We start from the raw sequence: 17,537 nt of genomic DNA, 5'->3' as shown, positions 1-17,537 counted from the left end.
AGGTGTGATGAGATGTTGATGCAATTTGATAGCAATCCGTCTGGCCGGAGTCACTGAAGGTAATGGAACACCCGCATCGCGTCGTCCTGCTCGCCGGGCCCTCCGGCTCGGGAAAGTCGTACATAGCCCAGCGAACCGGACTTCCGGTGCTGTGTCTGGACGACTTCTACAAGGACGGCGATGACCCTACGTGTCCACGCCGAAACGGACAGGTGGACTGGGAGTCCCCCTTGTCCTGGGACGCGGACACGGCGGTGGAAACCATTGCCCGACTGGCCCGGGAGGGCAAGGCCGAAGTGCCGGTTTATGCGATCGGCGCGGACCGGCGGGTGGCCACCCGGCCATTCGACGTCGACGGATCGCCAATTTTCGTCGCCGAAGGGATCTTCGCCGCCGAGATCGTCGCCGAGTGCCGGCGCCGGGGGCTGCTCGCCGGGGCGTACGCGCTGCGGCGCCCGCGTGGCGCGACCTTCCTGCGCCGGCTCGCCCGCGATCTCACCGAGCAGCGCAAGGCCCCCCGCGTGCTGGTCCGGCGCGGGATCACGCTGCTGCGGACCGAGCCGGCCGTGCTGCGCCGGCAGACCGGCCTGGGCGCCGAGGCCGCCCGCGCCCGGCAGGTGCTGCGCGGGGTGGCCGCCCTGCTCGCCGGCCACCCGCGCCGCCGGTGATCAGCCGATCAGCTTGGCGTACGCCGGCTTGATCACCTCGTCGATGATCCGCAGCCGCTCGTCGAACGGGATGAACGCGCTCTTCATCGCGTTGATGGTGAACCACTGGAGTTCCTTCCAGCCGTAGCCGAAGGCGTCCACCAGCAGCGCCATCTCCCGCGACATCGAGGTGCCGCTCATCAGCCGGTTGTCGGTGTTCACCGTCACCCGGAAGCGCAGGTCGCGCAGCAGCCCGATCGGGTGGTCGGCGATCGACGCCGCCGCGCCGGTCTGCACGTTCGACGACGGGCACAGCTCCAGCGGGATGCGCTTGTCCCGCACGTACGCCGCCAGCCGGCCCAGCACCGGCGGGTTGCCGGGGGTGATGTCGTCCACGATGCGCACGCCGTGGCCCAGCCGGTCCGCCCCGCACCACTGGATCGCCTGCCAGATCGACGGCAGGCCGAACGCCTCGCCGGCGTGGATGGTGAAGTGGAAGTTCTCCCGCTGGAGGTACTCGAACGCGTCCAGGTGCCGGGTGGGCGGGAAGCCGGCCTCGGCGCCGGCGATGTCGAAGCCGACCACCCCGGTGTCGCGGTGCCGCACCGCCAGCTCGGCGATCTCCTGCGACCGGGCGGCGTGCCGCATCGCGGTGAGCAGCGTGCCGATCCGGATCGGCGTGCCCGCCTCGGCGGCCAGCGCGCTGCCCTCCCGGAACCCGGTGACCACCGCGTCGACCACCTCGTCGAGGGTGAGGTTCTGCTCCAGGTGCTGCTCGGGCGCGAACCGCACCTCGGCGTAGACGACGCCGTCGGCGGCCAGGTCCAGCGCGCACTCCCGGGCGACCCGACGCAGCGCGGGCGCGGTCTGCATGACCGCGACGGTGTGCGCGAACGTCTCCAGGTAGCGCTCCAGCGAGCCGGAGTTCGCCGCCTCGGAGAACCAGCGTCCCAGCGCCTCCGGGTCGGTGGTGGGGAGTTCGTGGCCGGCCTCGGCGGCCAGCTCGACGATCGTCGCGGGCCGCAGGCCGCCGTCGAGGTGATCGTGCAGCAGCGCCTTGGGGACCTTGACGATGTCCTCGTACGAGATTGCGACCATGCTCAGACCCTAGTCACCGGCGGTACCGGGCCGGCACCGGACCGGCTTCAGGGACGCCAGCCGTAGACCCGCTCGACGCTCAGGCGCAGGACCAGGCGGCCGTCGGCCACCATGGCGGCCCGGTAGTCCGCCCAGTCCGGGTGCTCGCCGCGGATCCGCCGGTAGACCTCGACCAACTCGTCGACCGTCGCGTCGTCGGTCGCGGCGGCCGGCGGGGTGAGCGTCACCGTGCCCTCGGCCACCGCGTACGCGCCGCCGTCGGCGGTGGTCACGTGGAAGCTGGCCCGGGGGTCCCGGCGCAGGTTGCGCACCTTCGTCCGGTCGGCCGTGGTGGAGCAACGGATCAGGCCCGGCTCGGCCAGGTAGTCGAGGTTGGACAGCTGCGGGCGTCCGTCCCGGCGCAGGGTGGCCAGCACCCCGCGCCCGTGCTCGCCGAACAGCTCCCAGAGCCGGGCGCTCATGCGGTCACCCGCAGCGGCGCGAGCGCGGCGGCCAGCCGGACGAGCCGGTCGAGCATCAGCGCGGCGGCGTCGTCCCGGCCCGGGTCGGCGCGCAGCTCACCCGACTCGTCCAGCGCCTGCCGCAGGAAGACGACCACCGCGTCGTTGACCGGCGTCATGTTCAAGGTCGTCACCACCTGCTTGATCATTTGCACCGCGCGCAGGCCCCCGGAGGTCATCCCGTAGCTGACGAAGCCCACCGGCTTGTGCTGCCACTCGTGGTAGAGGTAGTCGATCGCGTTCTTGAGCGGCGCGCTGAAGCCGTGGTTGTACTCCGGCATCACCAGGACGAAGGCGTCCGCGGCATCGGTGGTGGCGCTCCACGTGCGGGTGTGCTCGTGCAGGTAGACCCGCTCCGACGGATGGTGCGGCTCGTCGTGGAAGGGCAGTCCGACCTCGGCCAGGTCGACGAGGCGCACCTCGTCGAAACCGCCGTGGCGGACGGCGGCGGCGGTGAACCAGTCACCGATGCGGCGGCCGACCCGACCGGGGCGGGTGCTGGCGACGATCACGTTCAGGCGGGGCATGGTGGGGTCACTCCTGTCGGGGTGGCGGCCGGGGCCGGCACGGTGAGTCGGGGAACGAGCCAGGCGACGATCGGACCGATGCCGACCGCGTAGAGCAGGGTGCCGGGACCGACGGCCCCGCCGAGCAGCCAACCGACCGCCAGCACGGTCACCTCGATCAGGGTGCGTACCGGGCCGAGCGGGAGGCCGCGGGCGGCCAGGCCGGTCATCAGCCCGTCGCGCGGACCGGGACCGAGGCGGGCCCCCAGGTAGAGCGCGGTGGCGAGACCGTTGAGCAGGATGCCCGCGACCAGCAGCCCGATCCGACCGGCGAGCGGGTCGAGCGGGGGGACCAGGGCCAGCGTCGCGTCGAGGGCCAGCCCGACCAGGGTGACGTTCGCCACCGTGCCGATGCCGGGGCGCTGCCGCAGCGGGATCCACAGCAGCAGCACCAGCAGCGCCACGGCGTTGACCAGCAGGCCCATCGGCAGGCCGGTGCGGGCGGCGAGGCCCTGGTGCAGCACGTCCCAGGACGCGAGGCCGAGGTCGGCGCGGACCATCAGCGCGACGCTGACGCCGAACAGGGTCAGGCCGGCGAGCAGCCGGACCACCCGGGCCGACATTTTCGTTGACATGTCATCAACCTAGGCGGCATGTTGGTGACATGTCAACCAACCGTTAGGATCGGGGCATGGACGAACCGCGCTGGCTCGACGAGCGGGAGGACCGCGCGTGGCGGGGCTACCGGCGGATGCGCCGGCTGCTCGACCTGGAGCTGGCCCGTGAGCTGATGCAGGACGCCGGCCTCTCCGAGCCGGACTACGACGTGCTGAGCGACCTCTCCGAGACCCCCGACCAGCGGATGCGGCTCAGCGAGCTGGCCGACCGGATGCTCTGGTCCCGCAGCCGGCTCTCCCACCACATCTCCCGGATGCAGCAACGCGGCCTGGTCGTCCGGGAGGAGTGTGCCACCGACGGGCGCGGCTCGGTGGTGACCCTCACCCCGGCCGGCCGGCGGGCCGTCGAGGCCGCGGCGCCGGCGCACGTGGCCGCCGTCCGCCGCCACCTGATCGACCTGCTCACCCCGGCCGAGCTGGCGGCACTCGGCACGCTCAGCCAGCGGGTGGTCGACCGTCTCGCCGGCCGACCCGGCGACGGCGCCGGTCGACGCGCGGAAGCGGCGGGCTGAGCCGTGGACCACCGGATCCTGGGCCGGCTGCGCTGCCCGGTCTGCGCCGAGTCGCTGGCCGAGGCCACCGCCGGCACCACCCGCGCGCTGCGTTGCCCGCGCGGACACAGCTTCGACACCGCCCGGCAGGGATACGTCAACCTGCTCGCCGGCCGCACCCCGCACAGCGGGGACAGCGCCGACATGGTCTCCGCCCGGTCCGACTTTCTCGCCGCCGGGCACTACGACACCGTCGCCACCGCACTGGCCTCCGCCGCGACGCGCGTCGCGCCCGACGACCCGTACCCCCTGGTGGTGGACGCCGGCGCGGGGACCGGCCACTACCTCGCGGCGGTGCTGGCGGCGCTGCCGGACGCCCACGGCCTGGCGCTGGACGTCTCCAAGCCGGCGCTGCGCCGCGCGGCCCGGGCCCATCCGCGCGCCGCCGCCGCGTTGGCCGACACCTGGCAGCGGTTACCGCTGGCCGACCGGTCCGTGACCGTGCTGCTGAACGTCTTCGCGCCGCGCAACGGTCCGGAGTTCCACCGGGTGCTCGACCCGGCCGGAGCGCTGCTGGTGGTCACCCCCGCAGTCGACCACCTGGCCGAGCTGGTCGACGCGCTCGACCTGCTCCGGGTGGACCCCGACAAGGCCGACCGGGTGGCCGGCAGCCTGGGCGGCCACTTCGCCGAGGATTCCGTCACCGAGCACCGGGCCCGGCTGGCGCTGACCCGCGCCGAGGTCACCACGCTGGTGGGGATGGGACCCAGCGCCTGGCACGCCGACCCGGGACGGCTCGCCGCCCGGATCGCCGGGCTGCCCGAGCCGACGCCGGTCACGCTCGCCGTCCGGCTGGGCGTGCACCGGCCGCGCTGACCGGCGTCAGGTGGAGAGGTCGACCTCTTCCCAGCCCGGCGGCTCCTCGTGGTACGGCCCGCGCAGCACCACGGCCCACTCCAACGCCCACCGGCGCTGGCCGATCGCGTTGGCATCCACCAGCCCGGGCAGCGCCCGGCCGGCCCGCTCGGTCTCCAGGTAGGCCCAGTCCAGGCAGTAGTGCAGGTCGAGCAGCGCCGCCGCGTCGGCGGGATGTTGCGGTGCGGCCAGGATCCGGGCCCGCCACTGCGGGAACGTCTCGCCGGTGACCAGGTTCGGCATCCGTTCGACCAGCCGCTCGTCGACCGGCACGGTCGGGTCCAGCTGCTTGGTCAGGCCGAGCACCCAGGCCAGCGAGAAGAGCGCGTCGTGGTGCAGCACGAACGACCGGTGGTCGCCCCGGCTGCCCATCACGAACTGCCACTCCGGCGGCGTCAGCATCTCGACCAGGTGCGAGTCGAGCAGCCAGCTCATCGCCGCCTGCGCGGGCATGCCGAAGCAGCGGGCCAGAATCAGGTGCAGCACCGCGATCCGGGCCTCGATCTCCGGGGTCGGGCGCAGCTCGATCTCGTCGCCCGGCTCCCACACCAGCGGGAACTGCGACGGCGGCAGCGGAAGACCCAGCCGGGACAGCTCGTCGAGGCTCGCCTCGCGGACGGCCCGAGGATCGGGAGCGGATACGCGCAACGGTCAGTCCCTGTCTGGTCGCCCCGGCTCGCCGCCGGTCGGTCCCCCTGGCCTGGGAGGATAGCGGCTCCGGCCGGGCCGGCACCATGGCCGGCCCGAGCCGGAACCCGTCAACCGATCCGGTCGATGACCAGCGGCGTGACGGCCGGCGCCTCGGCCGCCACCCGGATCGCCCCACGCGCCTCGGCCAGCGCCGCCGGGATCCGCTCGGCGTGCTCGGCGCGCAGCTCGAACAGCGGGTCACCGACCCGCACGCGATCGCCGGGGCGCTTGTGCAGGACCACGCCCGCCGGGACGCTCACCGGGTCCTCCTTGCGGGCCCGGCCGGCGCCGAGCCGCCAGGCGGCCACCCCGATCGCGTACGCGTCGACCTCGGCCACCCAGCCGTCCTCGGCCGCGGTGACGACCTCGACCTCCGGCGCGGTCGGCATCGGGGCGTCCGGGTCGCCGCCCTGCGCCCGGATCATCGTCCGCCAGGCGTCCATCGCCCGGCCGTCGCGCAGCGCGGCGGCCGGGTCGGCGTCCGGCAGGCCCGCGGCGTCGAGCATCTCCCGGGCCAGCGCCAGTGTCAGCTCCACCACGTCGGCCGGGCCGCCGCCGGCGAGCACCTCCACCGACTCGGTCACCTCGACCGCGTTGCCGACCGTCATGCCGAGCGGGGTGGACATGTCGGTGAGCAGGGCGACCGTGCGCACCCCGTGCGCCCCACCCAGCTCGACCATGGTGCGGGCCAGCTCGCGGGCGTCGTCGACGTTCTTCATGAAGGCGCCGGAGCCGACCTTCACGTCGAGCACCAGCGCGCCGGTCCCCTCCGCGATCTTCTTGCTCATGATCGAGCTGGCGATCAACGGGATCGCCTCGACGGTGCCGGTGACGTCGCGCAGCGCGTACAGCTTGCGGTCGGCCGGGGCGAGCCCGTCACCGGCCGCGCAGATCACCGCGCCGACGTCGCGGAGCTGCGCGATGAACTCGTCGTTGCGCAGCGCCGCCCGCCAACCCGGGATCGACTCCAGCTTGTCCAGCGTACCGCCGGTGTGACCGAGCCCCCGGCCGGACAGCTGCGGGACGGCCGCGCCGCACGCGGCGACCAGTGGGGTCAGCGGCAGGGTGATCTTGTCGCCGACGCCGCCGGTGGAGTGCTTGTCCACGGTCGGCCGGGCCACCGACGACAGGTCCAGCCGCTCGCCGCTGGCGATCATGGCGGCGGTCCACCGGGCGATCTCCGGGCCGGTCATGCCGCGCAGCAGGATCGCCATGGCCAACGCCGACATCTGCTCGTCGGCCACCAACCCCTTGGTGTACGCGTCGACCACCCAGTCGATCTGGCCGTCGCTCAGCACACCCCCGTCCCGCTTCGTCCGGATGACGTCAACCGCCGTGAAAGCACTCACTTCTCAAGATCCAATCAATTGATCGCGCGTGGCCGCACCGACCCGCGAACGGTGACCGTCGAGGAATCGGGCCGACCGTGACCGGCGGAGGGATCAAGCCTGACCGCCCGGAGCCAGGCACGGTCGGCCCGATTCCCCCAGCTCAACCCCACTTCAACCGGCTCAACCCCAACGGACCGGAATCTCCGAAGGAGGCTCACCCTCACCGGCCCAGAAGATCGTCCCGGACGCGTCCACCACGACCACACGCGGCGTCCGCGCCAACCCCCACTCGATCGCGCCGGCCGGCTCGTCCCAGGTCGGGCCCTCCTCCAGCACGCCGGTCTCGGTGTCCTCGGCGTCCCCGGCCGACCGCTCCCAGTAGGTCGTCCAGACCTGCTGCCCGCCGGACAGGTCGGGGTGCACGAACACCGTCCCCCGGCCGCGCCAGGCGGCCAGCCGGTCCGGCACCACGGGCACCGGATGCTCGCCGGTCACCGCCTCGATGTCGGCCACGTCGAAGGCGTGCGGGAGCAGCTCCGCCATCCGCAGCGGCCCGCTCTTCGCCTCGATCAGGCACTCCGGCCCGCCCTGCTCCCAGAGCAGCTGCCGGCACCGGCCGCACGGCATCAGCGGCTCACCGGTCGCGTCGACGCAGGACAGCGCCACGATCCGACCGCCGCCGGTGGCGTGCAGCGAGGAGACGACGCCGCACTCGGCGCAGAGCGTCACGCCGTAGCCGGCGTTCTCCACGTTGCAGCCGACCACGACCCGGCCGTCGTCGACCAGGGCGGCGGCGCCGACGGGAAACTTCGAGTAGGGCACGTAGGCGTGCCGCATCACCTCGGTGGCGGCGGCCCGCAGCCGCTCCCAGTCGATCTCCATCACGACTCCCATTCTGCCCAATCCACGCCGATCGGTCACCGGCGCGGCCGGAGACGACGATGCCCGGCGGGTCCTCCCGCCGGGCACGTCGTGTCGCGGAGGCTCAGCCCTTGATGTACGGCTTGCCGTCGGCGGCCGGTGCCCGGACCTTGCCGACCAGCCCGGCCACCGCCAGGATCGTCGCCAGGTAGGGCAGCATCGCCAGGAACTGGCTCGGGATGCCACTGCCGATCGCGCCCAGGTAGGTGGCGAGCTGGTCGGCGAAGCCGAAGAACAGCGCCGCGAGCAGCGCGCCCGTCGGGCTCCACCGGCCGAAGATGAGCGCGGCCAGGGCGATGAAGCCCTTGCCGCCGATCATGTTCTTGGTGAACGAGTAGAGCGCCAACGTGTACGACGCCCCACCGACACCGGCCACCAGGCCAGCCATGATCACGTTGCGGTAGCGCAACCGCAACACCTTCACGCCCACCGTGTCGGCGGCGGTCGGGTGCTCACCCACCGACCGGGTCCGCAGGCCCCACCGGGTCCGGAACAGGGCCAGGTGGATGACCAGCACCAGCAGCAGGCCGAGGTAGAGGAAGATGTTGCCCCGGAACAGCGCCGGACCGATCAGCGGGATGTCCTTCAGCAACGGGATCTCCCAGTTGCTGAAGCGCGGCGCGCTGTTGTACTTCGCCGCGTCGGTCTGCATCAGCCGCTCGTAGAGGAAGCCGGTGACGCCGACCGCCAGCAGGTTCAGCACGATGCCCATGACCACCTGGTCGACCAGGTAGCGGATGGCGAACACGGCCAGCAGCAGCGAGATGAACGCGCCGCCGATCGCAGCGGCCACCAGGCCGACCCAGACGCTGCCGGAGATGCTGCCGAACAGCGCGCCGGAGAAGGCGCCCATCAGCAACTGGCCCTCGATCGCCACGTTGACCACGCCGGAGCGCTCGCAGAGCACGCCGGCCAGCGCGCCGAAGATCAGCGGCAGCGCCAGGATGAACGTGCCCCGGACGACGTTGACCAGCGGCATGAAGTTGCGGCCCTCGGGGGCGGCGGAGACCTGCCAGCACAGGAAGCTCAGCACGAAGGCGACCAGCCCGGCGCCGAGCAGCAGCGTGAACCATCGCTTGGGCACGCCGGCCAGCAGGGCGGCACCGGCCGCGGCGGCGATGACCCCGAACAGGATCGCGCCGATCGTGCCGTTGATCTCCAGGGCGGCGCCGCCCTCGGTCTCGCTGAGCGTGAAGCGGGCCTGCTGGTCGGTGGCGAGCGCGCCGAACAGCACGGCCGCGAGCACACCCAGAGCCAGCAGGACCGCGCCGGCCTTGCGGGCACGCGTCCAGAAACCCTCGTCGACCGCGGTGACGGCGACCTCGGGGACAGCGGTGGTGGACATGCTCACCAGCCCTTCGCGAGGCTCGTCTGCAGCCGGGCGGCGCGGGCCGCCCGGAGCTGGAAGATCGCCTTCACCAGGGCGGGCGCGGCGATGAAGATGACGATGAGCGCCTGGAGCACGGTGACCAGCTCCAGCGAGATCCCGGAGTAGGACTGCATCCGGTTGCCGCCGGCCTGGAGCGCGCCGAACAGCAGCGCGGCCAGCAGCACGCCCCACGGCTTCACCCGGCCGAGCAGGGCGACCAGGATGCCGTCGAAGCCGATCTGCGCGATCACCAGCGGGGTCAACGCGTCGGCGGTGGAGCCGAGCACCATGTTCGAGCCGCCGAGGCCGGCCAGCAGACCCGCGGTCGCCATCACCAGCACGTACGTCTTGGTCACGCTGATGCCGGCGGTCCGGGCCGCGTCCGGGTTCTCGCCCACCGCGCGCAGCTCGAAGCCGAGCGTGGAGCGGTTGAGCAGCCAGGCGATGAACCAGGTGGCCAGCACCGCGAGCAGGATGCCGGCGTGCACCCGCAGGTCGTCGCCGAGCAGCCGGGGCAGCTGCGCGGAGGAGTCGACCGGCTTGCTGATCGCGTCCGCGCGGTCGGGGTTCTGCACCCCGCTCTGGATGATGATCCAGGACAGGAAGTAGATCGCCACGTAGTTGAGCATGATCGTGTTGATCACCTCGTGGGCGCCGGTCCGGGCCTTGAGGATGCCCGGGATGAAACCCCAGAGGGCACCGCCGAGCGCGCCGGCGATCAGCGCCACCAGCAGATGTACGCCGGGCGGCAGCGGCAACGCGAAGCCGGCGACGGCGGCCAGGATCACGCCGATGGTGGCCTGGCCCTGGGCGCCGATGTTGAACAGACCGCCGCGGAACGCCAGCGCCACCGACAGGCCGGTGAAGACCAGCGGCGCGGTGTAGGTCAGCGTCTCCGAGATCGGGCCCATGACGGCGGTGAATCCGACCGCGTCCGGGTCGAAGATCGCGCCCTTGAACAGGTTCGCGTACGCCTCGCTGACCACGGTCCAGCTGGCGTTCAGCGCGTCCGCCGGGCGGGCGGTGATGTAGCTGTAGGTGGCCAGCACCTCCGGGTCGGAGATGATGATCAGCACGGCGCCGACCAGCATGGCCAGCACCACCGCGAGCACGGTCACGGTGACCGTGTTCGCCGCCCAGAGGTTGTCCAGGAACAGCTTGCCCAGACTGGGCCGGGGCTCCCCGGCCGGTGGCTGCTTCGGCGCGGTGGCGGGCACCGGACGCTCGGCGTCGCCGGCCGGCGCGGTCGGCGTCGCCCGGGCCTCGCTGCGCGCCTCCTGCGCCTCGGTCGCCGGCTCCTTGTCCGGGGAGCCCGAGACCGGATTCGGGTTCGTCATGCCTCGTCCTCGTTGGCAGGGCGGTCAGCGGTCGGGGTGGCGGTGTCGGGCGTGATGCCGGCCATCAGCAGGCCGATCTCCTCGCGCGGGGTGTCCGGGCCGACGATGCCGATGATCCGACCGCGGTACATCACCGCGATCCGGTCGGCCAGGCCGATCACCTCGTCCAGCTCGCTGGAGACCACCATGACCGCGGTGCCGACGTCCCGCTCGCGGATCACCCGGCTGTGGATGAACTCGATCGAGCCGACGTCCACGCCCCGGGTGGGCTGCGCGGCGATGAAGAGCTTCAGCGGCCGGGACAGCTCCCGGGCCACGATCACCTTCTGCTGGTTGCCGCCGGAGAGCGTGCCGACGGCGGCGTCGGCCGACGAGGTACGGATGTCGAACTGCTCGATCCGCTCCTTCGCCGACTTCCCGATGGCGTCCGGCTTCAGCGACAGGCCCTTGCCGAACGGCGGCCGGTCGTAGATGTCCAGCACCAGGTTCTCCGCCACGGAGAACTCCTTGACCAGGCCGTCGACGCTGCGGTCCTCCGGCACGTAGCCGACGCCGGCGCGGAGCACCTTCTTGGTCGACCAGCCGTTCACCGCCTCGCCGTCGAGGCTGATCGTGCCGGCGAGCGTGGGACGCAGGCCCATGATCGCCTCGATCAGTTCGGTCTGGCCGTTGCCCTGCACGCCCGCGACGCCGAGCACCTCGCCGGCGCGCACGGTCAGGTCGACGCCGTCGACGGCGCGTACCTGCCGGTCGTCGTCGACGACCAGGCCGGCGATCTCCAGGATCGGCTTGCCGGGCTCGGCGGGCTTCTTGTCCACGGTCAGCCGGACGCTGCGGCCCACCATCAGCGCGGCCAGTTCGTCCCGGCTGGCGCTCGGCTCGGCGGTGCCCACGGTCCTGCCGCGCCGGATCACGGTGATCCGGTCGGCGATCGCCTTCACCTCGCCCAGCTTGTGGGTGATGAACACGATCGACTTGCCGGCGGCCTTGAGCGACCGCATGACCGTGAGCAGTTCCTCGGTCTCCTGCGGCGTGAGCACGGCCGTGGGCTCGTCGAGGATCAGCAGGTCGACGTCGCGGGTGAGCGCCTTGACGATCTCCACCCGCTGCTGGATGCCGACCGGCAGGTCCTCGATCACCGCGTCCGGGTCGACCCGGAGGTTGTAGCGCTCGGAGACCTCGGCGACCTCGCGCCGGGCGCGCCGGCGGTCGAGGATGCCGGCGAACGGCCCCCGGACCTGCTCGGCGCCGAGCATGACGTTCTCGGCCACGGTGAAGACCGGCACCAGCATGAAGTGCTGGTGCACCATGCCGATCCCGGCGGCGATCGCGTCCGACGGACCCTTCAGCTTCAGCGGCTTGCCGTCGACCAGGATCTCGCCCTCGTCGGGCTGGTAGAGCCCGTAGAGCACGTTCATCAGGGTCGACTTGCCGGCGCCGTTCTCGCCGAGCAGGGCGTGGATCTCTCCAGGCTCCACCGTGAGGTCGATGTGGTCGTTGGCGACCAGATCACCGAACCGTTTGGTGATGCCGCGCAGTTCGAGTCTCAGCGCAACCTCCTGGAGTGCGAGCGATGGTGCAGCGTAGCCACTGCCGCGCCGCCACCGCGCCGGGTGGGGGTGTGGGGATCAAGGTGACCGGCCGCCCCGAGGCGCGGGGTGCGGACCCCGTGCGCCGGGACGGCCGGATCGTCAGTGCTGGTGCCCGCCGGCCCCCGCGGTCGATGATCTCACCGCGACGGCCGGCGGAGCGGTCACTTGGTCGGCTGGGCCTTCGAGGTGACCGTGATGGTGCCGGCGGAGATGTCCGCCTTGATCTTGTCGACCTCGGCCTTCAGGTCCGCCGGGACCTTGCTGTCGAAGTCGTGGTACGGCGCGATGGAGACGCCGGTGTTGGCCAGCGTGCCCACGAAGCCCGGCTTGGCCTGCAGCTTCTCGCCACCGGCGGCCTTCAGCACGGCCTCCTTGACGGCCTCCGGGATGTTCTTGACGACCGTGGTGAGGATCGCCGAGCAGTCCGGGGTGCTCTCGCAGCCGTCGACGTCCACCCAGACGACGGAGTACTTGCCGCCCGAGGCCTTGGCCGCGGAGGTGGTGCCGAGGCCGGCGCCGCCGGCGACCGGCATGACGATGTCGGCGCCCTGGGCGACCAGCGCGTCGGACACCTTCTTGCCCTCGTCCTGCTTGACGAAGTCGTTGGTGAAGGAGCCCTTCTGGGTGGCCTTGTCCCAGCCCAGCACCTGGACGTTCTTGCTCTTGGCCTTGTTGTAGTAGGCCACGCCGTCGGCGAAGCCGTCCATGAAGATGGTGACCGGCGGGATCGGCAGGCCGCCGTAGGTGCCCACCTTGCCGGTCTTGCTCATCCCGGCGGCGAGGTAGCCGGCCTGGAAGGCGGCCTGTGCGGTGTCGAACTGCATCGGGTAGATGTTGTCCACGGCCGGGTTGGCGTCCACGATCGCGAACTGCTGGTTCGGGTTCGCCTGCGCCGCCGCCTTGGTGGCGTCCGACATCAGGCCACCGACGGCCAGGATGAAGTCGCACTTCTGGTTGACGAAGCCCTTGAGGTTGACCTCGTAGTCCGCCTCGGCCTTCGACTGGACGTTCTTGATCTCGATGTCACCGTTTTCCTTCTGCGCCTCCTGGAGGCCCTTCCAGGCCGAGGTGTTGAAGGACTTGTCGTCGATGCCACCGACGTCGGTCACCATGCAGGCGCTGTACTTCTTGTCGCCGGTGCCGCCGGCGTTGTTGTCGTCGTCGGGAGCCTCACCACACGCGGCGGCGCCCAGCACGAGGCCACCCGCCACGACGGCGGAGGCGATCCGCATCCCACGCACAGAGCGCAAGACGTCTCCTTCCCATTGCCCACCGCGTCGTGCGCGGTGCGCAGCCCTTGCGCCGGCCTGCGGTGTGCCGCCGGCGTCCCACGTTACGGACGGGAGCGTACGCCCGCGCCCACCCACCGGCCGACAATCGTGCACGACTGTTGAGCGTCCGTTACCCCGGTGTAACCCTTGGGTGGGGCAGATCACTTCTCGTGCTGACAGACCTGATGGGCGGTGTCGCGAACGTCCGTTTCCGGCACCTCCCCGACCTCTCGGCGAACTACCGCCAGAAGACCGCGACCGCCGCGTTGAGCAGCGTCAACCCGATGATCGCAAGGAAGTGCCCACGGTTCACGGACTCCCGCTTACGGGAGAAGAAGACCATGACGAAGATGAGCAGCGCGAGCACCAACTTGGTAACAAGCTTCGCGGGGGCGGGCTCGTCCCCGTCGCGCAGCGGGGCGGACAGTCCGAGACCGGTCAGGATCTGGATCACCGCCCCCCACAGCATCGCGGCGTTGATCCGCAGTCGGCCGGTGACGTACTGGGCGATCCCGCCGCCGAGCAGCAGCGCGAAACCGATCAGATGGACGTAGAGAAGGATCAGACGAAGAGCTTCCACGCCGGCCATCCTCCCCCATCAACGACGCTTTGTAGTAGGGGCCCGCCGAGGTGCCGTCATACCGTGACCTCGGCTCGGGCCGGGCGCGACACCGGCGCCTCGCCGAGCCCGCCGGACCGTCGGCCGATCAGCACGAGCGCCAGCCCGACCAGCGCGTATCCGGCCAGCACGGCCAGCGACCGACCGGCCCCCGCGCCGTCGAAGAAGGCTGCCGACCGCAGCAGCGTGCCGCCGGCGCCGACCGGCAGGAACTGACCGACCGTCCCCCACGGCTGCGGCAGCAGCTCGGGCGCGGCGGCGACCGCCGAGAGCGGGTTGCCGACCAGGAAGACCAGCAGCGCGCCGAGCCCGATCCCGGCGCGGCCGAGCAATGCGCCCAGCCCGGCCACCGTGCCGGCGGCGGCGAGCGAGAACAGCCCGATCGCGCCGGCCTCCCGCCACGGGTCGCCGTCGACGAGACCGAGCCAGCCGTGCAGCACCGCGACGCCGACGCCAGCGGCGACCACCGCGTACCCGATCAGGCCGGCGAAGCGCGCGGCGCGACCGGCGACCAGCAGCGTGAGCAGCGCGCCGGCCAGCATGCCGGTGAGCGCCAGCGGCAGGAAGCCGGCGGCGAAGCCGGCGCCGCGCGGGTCGTCCGGGTCGGCCGGCACGACGGGCGTCACCGGCACCGGGCGGCCGCCGGAGAGCTGGCCGGCGGCCTCGGTGAGCAGGGCGGCCACGGTGGGGCTGGCGGCCGGCGCGGTGTGCAGCGCGACGCCGTCCGGGCCGGCCACGAACGCGGCGTACACCTCGCGGTCCCGCAGCGCCCGGTCGGCGGCCGCCGCGTCCGGGAGCCTGGTGACAGCGAAGCCGCCGGGCCGGGCGGCGGCGAGCCGGGCGGCCAGCTGCGCGGTGGCCGGCGGTGGCCCGGCCACCGCGACCGGCAGGTCGCGCGGCGCGAGGTGCGCGGCCGGCGCCGCGAACAGGGGTACGAGCAGCGCCTGCACGACCACCGTCAGGCCGACCAGCAGCGCGGCGAGGGTCCAGGGCGAGCGGGACCGGAGCATCGGCGTCTCCCTAAAACGAATGTTCGTTCTCTTGAGACGAGCGTGCGCCTCCGCGCGGACTTCGTCAAGAACGAACGTTCGCTTTAGAATGTGGGACGTGCCACGAGTCTCCGAGCAGCACCTCGCCGCCCGCCGTCAGCAGATCCTCGACGCGGCCCGGCGGTGCTTCGTGCGCGACGGCTTCCACCACACCTCGATGCAGGACGTGATCAGGGAGGCCGGGCTCTCGGTCGGCGCGGTCTACCGCTACTTCCCGAGCAAGAACGACCTGATCACGGCCATCGCCCAGGCCGTGATCGGCACCGCGGACGCGGCCTTCGCCGAGCTGTCCACGGCCGACCCGCCGCTGCCGCTGACCGGGGTGCTGGAGCGGGCCCTCACCTTCGTCGACACCCAGCTCGGCCCGGACGGGGTGCTGCCGCTGGCGTTGCAGGTGTGGAGCGAGGCGCAGCGGGACCCGGTGCTGGCGGAGTTCGTCGCGGCCACCTACACCCGGCTGCGGGCCCACTTCGTCGCCGCCGCCACCCGGGCGCGCGAGGCCGGCGAGCTGCCCCCGGAGGCGGATCCGGAGGCGGTCGGCGCGGCCCTGTTCGGGCTGGTCCCCGGCTACTTCACCCAGCGCATCCTCACCGGCTCCCCCGACCGCGAGACCTACCTGACCGGCGCCCGAGCCCTCCTGCGCTGAGGTGTTGGGAGGGGCCCCTTGTTATGCAGAATGCGTTAACTAGGGGCCCCTCCTTTCACAGGCGCCAGAGCTGGAAGGTGGGGCCGTCCGCCGGCAGCGTCACCGTGCCGTCGACGGACGGGCGCAGCGCCGGCGCGCCGCCGTAGATGTTGTCGGCGGCAGGCAGGCCGGTCAGGCGGACCGGGGCGCCGGGGGCGCGGCGGGCCAGGGCCAGCACCGTGCCGGACGGCGCCTCGCGCAGGAACACCAGCGTGTCCGCGTCCGCGTGCACCCACCGCAGGCCGCCGTGCCGCAGCGCCGGCTCGTCGCGGCGCAGCGCCAGCAACGACCGGTACGCGTCGAACGTGCGCCGGTCCCAGCTCTCCGGCCGGTGCCACGGCATCGGGGTCCGCGAGCCCTCCCCGTTGGTGCCGGTCAGCCCCAGCTCGTCCCCGGCGAACACCACCGGCGTGCCGGGCATGGTGGCGAGCAGGCCGGCGGCCACCTCCTGCCGGGCCGCGTCACCGACCACGGTGCGGATCCGGGCCGAGTCGTGCGAGCCGAGCAGCTGCCACGAGTGGGTGTACGACCGCCACGACACCAGCGACCGGTACGTGTTCATCGTGGCGAGCACCGCGCCCGCGTCCCGCCGCCGTACCCCGCCCGGTGTGCCGAGGAAGTTCGGCACCGGGTCGTCGCCCGCGCGCAGCCAGGACCAGACCGGGTCGGTGAAGCCGACGTAGTTCATCGTCCCGTGCCAGCCGTCCCGGTCCAGGTCACCGGTGTGGTCGTGGCCGTGCTCGGCGAGCAGCAACGCGTCCGCCCGGGTCTCGGCGACCACCTCACGCAGCAGCCGCGCCACCTCGTGGGTGTAGGCGTCGGCGCCCCGCCGGCCGGTCATGTTCGCCACGTCCACCCGCCAGCCGTCCAGCCCGTACGGCGGGCGCAGCCAGCGGCGCAGCAGCGAGTCCTCGGCCGTGGCGAACCGGCGGCGCAGCTCCGCGCTGCCCCAGTTGAGCTTCGGCAGCGACTTGACCCCGTTCCAGGACTCGTAGTCCTGTCCGGGCAGGTCGAAGTAGTACAGCTCGCGTTCGGGCGCGTGCACGTCGGAGACGGCGGCGGTGAACCAGTCGTGGGCGTCGCCGGTGTGGTTGCTGGTGATGTCGCCGAGCAGCCGCCAGCCCCGGGCGTGCACCGCGTCGGCGAGCCGGGCCAGCGCGGCGTCGCCGCCGAGCAGCGGGTCCACCGTGTCGAAGCTGGACGCGTCGTACCGGTGGTTGGAGCGGGCCGGGAAGACCGGCGTGAGGTAGACCGTGTTGACGCCGAGCCGGTCCAGGTGGTCCAGGCGCTCGGTGATCCCGTCGAGGTCGCCGCCGTAGAACTGGCGGGGCGTCTCCGGGCCACGGCCGATCACCGGGGTGTCCCAGTCGCACGGGATGGCCCAGTCCGGCGCGGTCCGGGTGTCGGCGGCGGCGGAGCGGGCGAACCGGTCCGGGAAGATCTGGTAGATCACCGCGTCCCGGGCCCAGGCCGGCGGCGGCGCGTAGCTGACCAGCTTGAAGTCACCGTGGTCCGGCACGTCGTGGGCGGCCGTGCCGGCCGCGTTCAGCCAGCGGGCACCGTGGTCGCCGTCGAGCAGGAAGCGGTAGTTGCTGACCGGGTTGCGGACCTCGACGTCGGCCCGCCACCACACGTCACCGTCGGCGGTGCGGTCGACCACCGCCTCGGCGAAGTGCGGCTCGCCGTCGCCGGTGGTGCGCAGGTGCACCTGGCGGACGCCGGCGCCGGCGGGCACCCGGACGAAGACGGGAACGGTCTGCCCGAGCGCGGGCTCCTGCTCCGGGACGTAGGTGGCGGACCCGTCGTGGTGCGGTTGCAGGGACATGGTGATGCCTTTCG

The 17,537-nt window shown here is 72.5% G+C and carries 18 protein-coding genes; 4 read left to right on the top strand and 14 right to left on the bottom strand.

From position 1 onward, the window contains the following. The first annotated feature begins 254 nt into the window (after nucleotides 1–254). Nucleotides 255–668, top strand: a complete 414-nt coding sequence (locus ACN27B_RS13720; RefSeq protein WP_422745268.1) for a hypothetical protein — start codon at nucleotides 255–257, stop codon at nucleotides 666–668. Here the strand turns inward: ACN27B_RS13720 and ACN27B_RS13715 are convergent, their stop codons facing one another. Genes ACN27B_RS13715 through ACN27B_RS13700 form a run of 4 tightly spaced genes read right to left on the bottom strand, consistent with a single transcriptional unit; the run spans nucleotide 669 to nucleotide 3,386 of the window. Next, nucleotides 669–1,745, bottom strand: a complete 1,077-nt coding sequence (locus ACN27B_RS13715; protein WP_091582371.1) for an adenosine deaminase — start codon at nucleotides 1,743–1,745, stop codon at nucleotides 669–671. Between the two features lie 47 nt (nucleotides 1,746–1,792). Beyond that, entirely contained in the window at nucleotides 1,793–2,206 is a 414-nt protein-coding gene (locus ACN27B_RS13710) for a PPOX class F420-dependent oxidoreductase (RefSeq protein ID WP_422745266.1), read from the bottom strand. Then, entirely contained in the window at nucleotides 2,203–2,772 is a 570-nt protein-coding gene (locus tag ACN27B_RS13705) for an NADPH-dependent FMN reductase (RefSeq protein ID WP_355521076.1), read from the bottom strand. The genes ACN27B_RS13710 and ACN27B_RS13705 overlap by 4 nt, the downstream gene beginning before the upstream one ends. Then, the gene (locus ACN27B_RS13700) at nucleotides 2,760–3,386 is read right to left on the bottom strand and encodes a YczE/YyaS/YitT family protein (RefSeq protein ID WP_422745264.1); all 627 of its coding nucleotides are present in this window, start codon (nucleotides 3,384–3,386) and stop codon (nucleotides 2,760–2,762) included. The genes ACN27B_RS13705 and ACN27B_RS13700 overlap by 13 nt, the downstream gene beginning before the upstream one ends. Nucleotides 3,387–3,442: 56 nt before the next feature. Between ACN27B_RS13700 and ACN27B_RS13695 the strand changes: the two genes are divergently transcribed. After that, nucleotides 3,443–3,940 (top strand): MarR family winged helix-turn-helix transcriptional regulator, encoded by a 498-nt coding sequence (locus ACN27B_RS13695; RefSeq protein WP_099162624.1) that lies wholly within the window; start codon nucleotides 3,443–3,445, stop codon nucleotides 3,938–3,940. 3 nt (nucleotides 3,941–3,943) lie between these two features. Beyond that, nucleotides 3,944–4,795: a putative RNA methyltransferase gene (locus tag ACN27B_RS13690; RefSeq protein WP_422745262.1), complete on the top strand. Its 852-nt coding sequence runs from the start codon at nucleotides 3,944–3,946 to the stop codon at nucleotides 4,793–4,795. Nucleotides 4,796–4,801: 6 nt separating this feature from the next. Here the strand turns inward: ACN27B_RS13690 and ACN27B_RS13685 are convergent, their stop codons facing one another. The 9 genes from ACN27B_RS13685 to ACN27B_RS13645 all read right to left on the bottom strand — a co-directional run bounded on the left by ACN27B_RS13685 (nucleotide 4,802) and on the right by ACN27B_RS13645 (nucleotide 14,974). Then, entirely contained in the window at nucleotides 4,802–5,482 is a 681-nt protein-coding gene (locus tag ACN27B_RS13685; protein ID WP_099162626.1) for a DUF4272 domain-containing protein, read from the bottom strand. Nucleotides 5,483–5,592: 110 nt separating this feature from the next. Beyond that, nucleotides 5,593–6,873 carry a thymidine phosphorylase gene (locus tag ACN27B_RS13680; protein WP_422745260.1) on the bottom strand — a complete coding sequence of 427 codons (1,281 nt, stop codon included), beginning with the start codon at nucleotides 6,871–6,873 and terminating at the stop codon, nucleotides 5,593–5,595. A gap of 162 nt (nucleotides 6,874–7,035) precedes the next feature. After that, the gene (locus tag ACN27B_RS13675) at nucleotides 7,036–7,749 is read right to left on the bottom strand and encodes a cytidine deaminase (protein WP_172967855.1); all 714 of its coding nucleotides are present in this window, start codon (nucleotides 7,747–7,749) and stop codon (nucleotides 7,036–7,038) included. Between the two features lie 91 nt (nucleotides 7,750–7,840). Then, complete coding sequence (locus ACN27B_RS13670) at nucleotides 7,841–9,121, bottom strand: ABC transporter permease (protein WP_099162629.1); 1,281 nt, start codon at nucleotides 9,119–9,121, stop codon at nucleotides 7,841–7,843. A gap of 2 nt (nucleotides 9,122–9,123) precedes the next feature. After that, nucleotides 9,124–10,482, bottom strand: a complete 1,359-nt coding sequence (locus ACN27B_RS13665; RefSeq protein ID WP_099162630.1) for an ABC transporter permease — start codon at nucleotides 10,480–10,482, stop codon at nucleotides 9,124–9,126. Continuing rightward, nucleotides 10,479–11,972, bottom strand: a complete 1,494-nt coding sequence (locus ACN27B_RS13660) for an ABC transporter ATP-binding protein (protein ID WP_396822492.1) — start codon at nucleotides 11,970–11,972, stop codon at nucleotides 10,479–10,481. The genes ACN27B_RS13665 and ACN27B_RS13660 overlap by 4 nt, the downstream gene beginning before the upstream one ends. 263 nt (nucleotides 11,973–12,235) lie before the next feature. Then, nucleotides 12,236–13,306, bottom strand: coding sequence for a BMP family lipoprotein (locus tag ACN27B_RS13655; RefSeq protein WP_172968032.1), 1,071 nt, complete (start codon nucleotides 13,304–13,306; stop codon nucleotides 12,236–12,238). Nucleotides 13,307–13,583: 277 nt separating this feature from the next. Beyond that, nucleotides 13,584–13,925: a hypothetical protein gene (locus ACN27B_RS13650; protein WP_098746061.1), complete on the bottom strand. Its 342-nt coding sequence runs from the start codon at nucleotides 13,923–13,925 to the stop codon at nucleotides 13,584–13,586. A gap of 56 nt (nucleotides 13,926–13,981) precedes the next feature. After that, nucleotides 13,982–14,974 carry a hypothetical protein gene (locus ACN27B_RS13645; RefSeq protein ID WP_422745257.1) on the bottom strand — a complete coding sequence of 331 codons (993 nt, stop codon included), beginning with the start codon at nucleotides 14,972–14,974 and terminating at the stop codon, nucleotides 13,982–13,984. 97 nt (nucleotides 14,975–15,071) lie between these two features. Between ACN27B_RS13645 and ACN27B_RS13640 the strand changes: the two genes are divergently transcribed. Further along, entirely contained in the window at nucleotides 15,072–15,659 is a 588-nt protein-coding gene (locus ACN27B_RS13640) for a TetR/AcrR family transcriptional regulator (protein ID WP_422745255.1), read from the top strand. Between the two features lie 55 nt (nucleotides 15,660–15,714). On the opposite strand, the gene ACN27B_RS13635 is transcribed toward ACN27B_RS13640, so the two are convergent. Beyond that, nucleotides 15,715–17,523, bottom strand: a complete 1,809-nt coding sequence (locus tag ACN27B_RS13635) for a glycoside hydrolase family 13 protein (protein ID WP_422745253.1) — start codon at nucleotides 17,521–17,523, stop codon at nucleotides 15,715–15,717. Between the last annotated feature and the right edge of the window lie 14 nt (nucleotides 17,524–17,537).

This window comes from Micromonospora sp. WMMD754, assembly GCF_049315235.1.
Classification (GTDB): domain Bacteria; phylum Actinomycetota; class Actinomycetes; order Mycobacteriales; family Micromonosporaceae; genus Micromonospora; species Micromonospora sediminicola.
Note: the sequence above shows the minus strand (reverse complement) of the source record. Positions and strands in the feature narration are given on the sequence as shown.

Excerpts from the sequence above, each read along its gene's own strand:
- ACN27B_RS13715 (WP_091582371.1), bottom strand. The coding sequence starts at position 1,745 with ATGGTCGCAATCTCGTACGAGGACATCGTCAAGGTCCCCAAGGCGCTG.
- ACN27B_RS13710 (WP_422745266.1), bottom strand. The coding sequence starts at position 2,206 with ATGAGCGCCCGGCTCTGGGAGCTGTTCGGCGAGCACGGGCGCGGGGTG.
- ACN27B_RS13705 (WP_355521076.1), bottom strand. The coding sequence starts at position 2,772 with ATGCCCCGCCTGAACGTGATCGTCGCCAGCACCCGCCCCGGTCGGGTC.
- ACN27B_RS13700 (WP_422745264.1), bottom strand. The coding sequence starts at position 3,386 with ATGTCAACGAAAATGTCGGCCCGGGTGGTCCGGCTGCTCGCCGGCCTG.
- ACN27B_RS13695 (WP_099162624.1), top strand. The coding sequence starts at position 3,443 with ATGGACGAACCGCGCTGGCTCGACGAGCGGGAGGACCGCGCGTGGCGG.
- ACN27B_RS13675 (WP_172967855.1), bottom strand. The coding sequence starts at position 7,749 with ATGGGAGTCGTGATGGAGATCGACTGGGAGCGGCTGCGGGCCGCCGCC.
- ACN27B_RS13670 (WP_099162629.1), bottom strand. The coding sequence starts at position 9,121 with ATGTCCACCACCGCTGTCCCCGAGGTCGCCGTCACCGCGGTCGACGAG.
- ACN27B_RS13665 (WP_099162630.1), bottom strand. The coding sequence starts at position 10,482 with ATGACGAACCCGAATCCGGTCTCGGGCTCCCCGGACAAGGAGCCGGCG.
- ACN27B_RS13655 (WP_172968032.1), bottom strand. The coding sequence starts at position 13,306 with ATGCGGATCGCCTCCGCCGTCGTGGCGGGTGGCCTCGTGCTGGGCGCC.
- ACN27B_RS13645 (WP_422745257.1), bottom strand. The coding sequence starts at position 14,974 with ATGCTCCGGTCCCGCTCGCCCTGGACCCTCGCCGCGCTGCTGGTCGGC.
- ACN27B_RS13635 (WP_422745253.1), bottom strand. The coding sequence starts at position 17,523 with ATGTCCCTGCAACCGCACCACGACGGGTCCGCCACCTACGTCCCGGAG.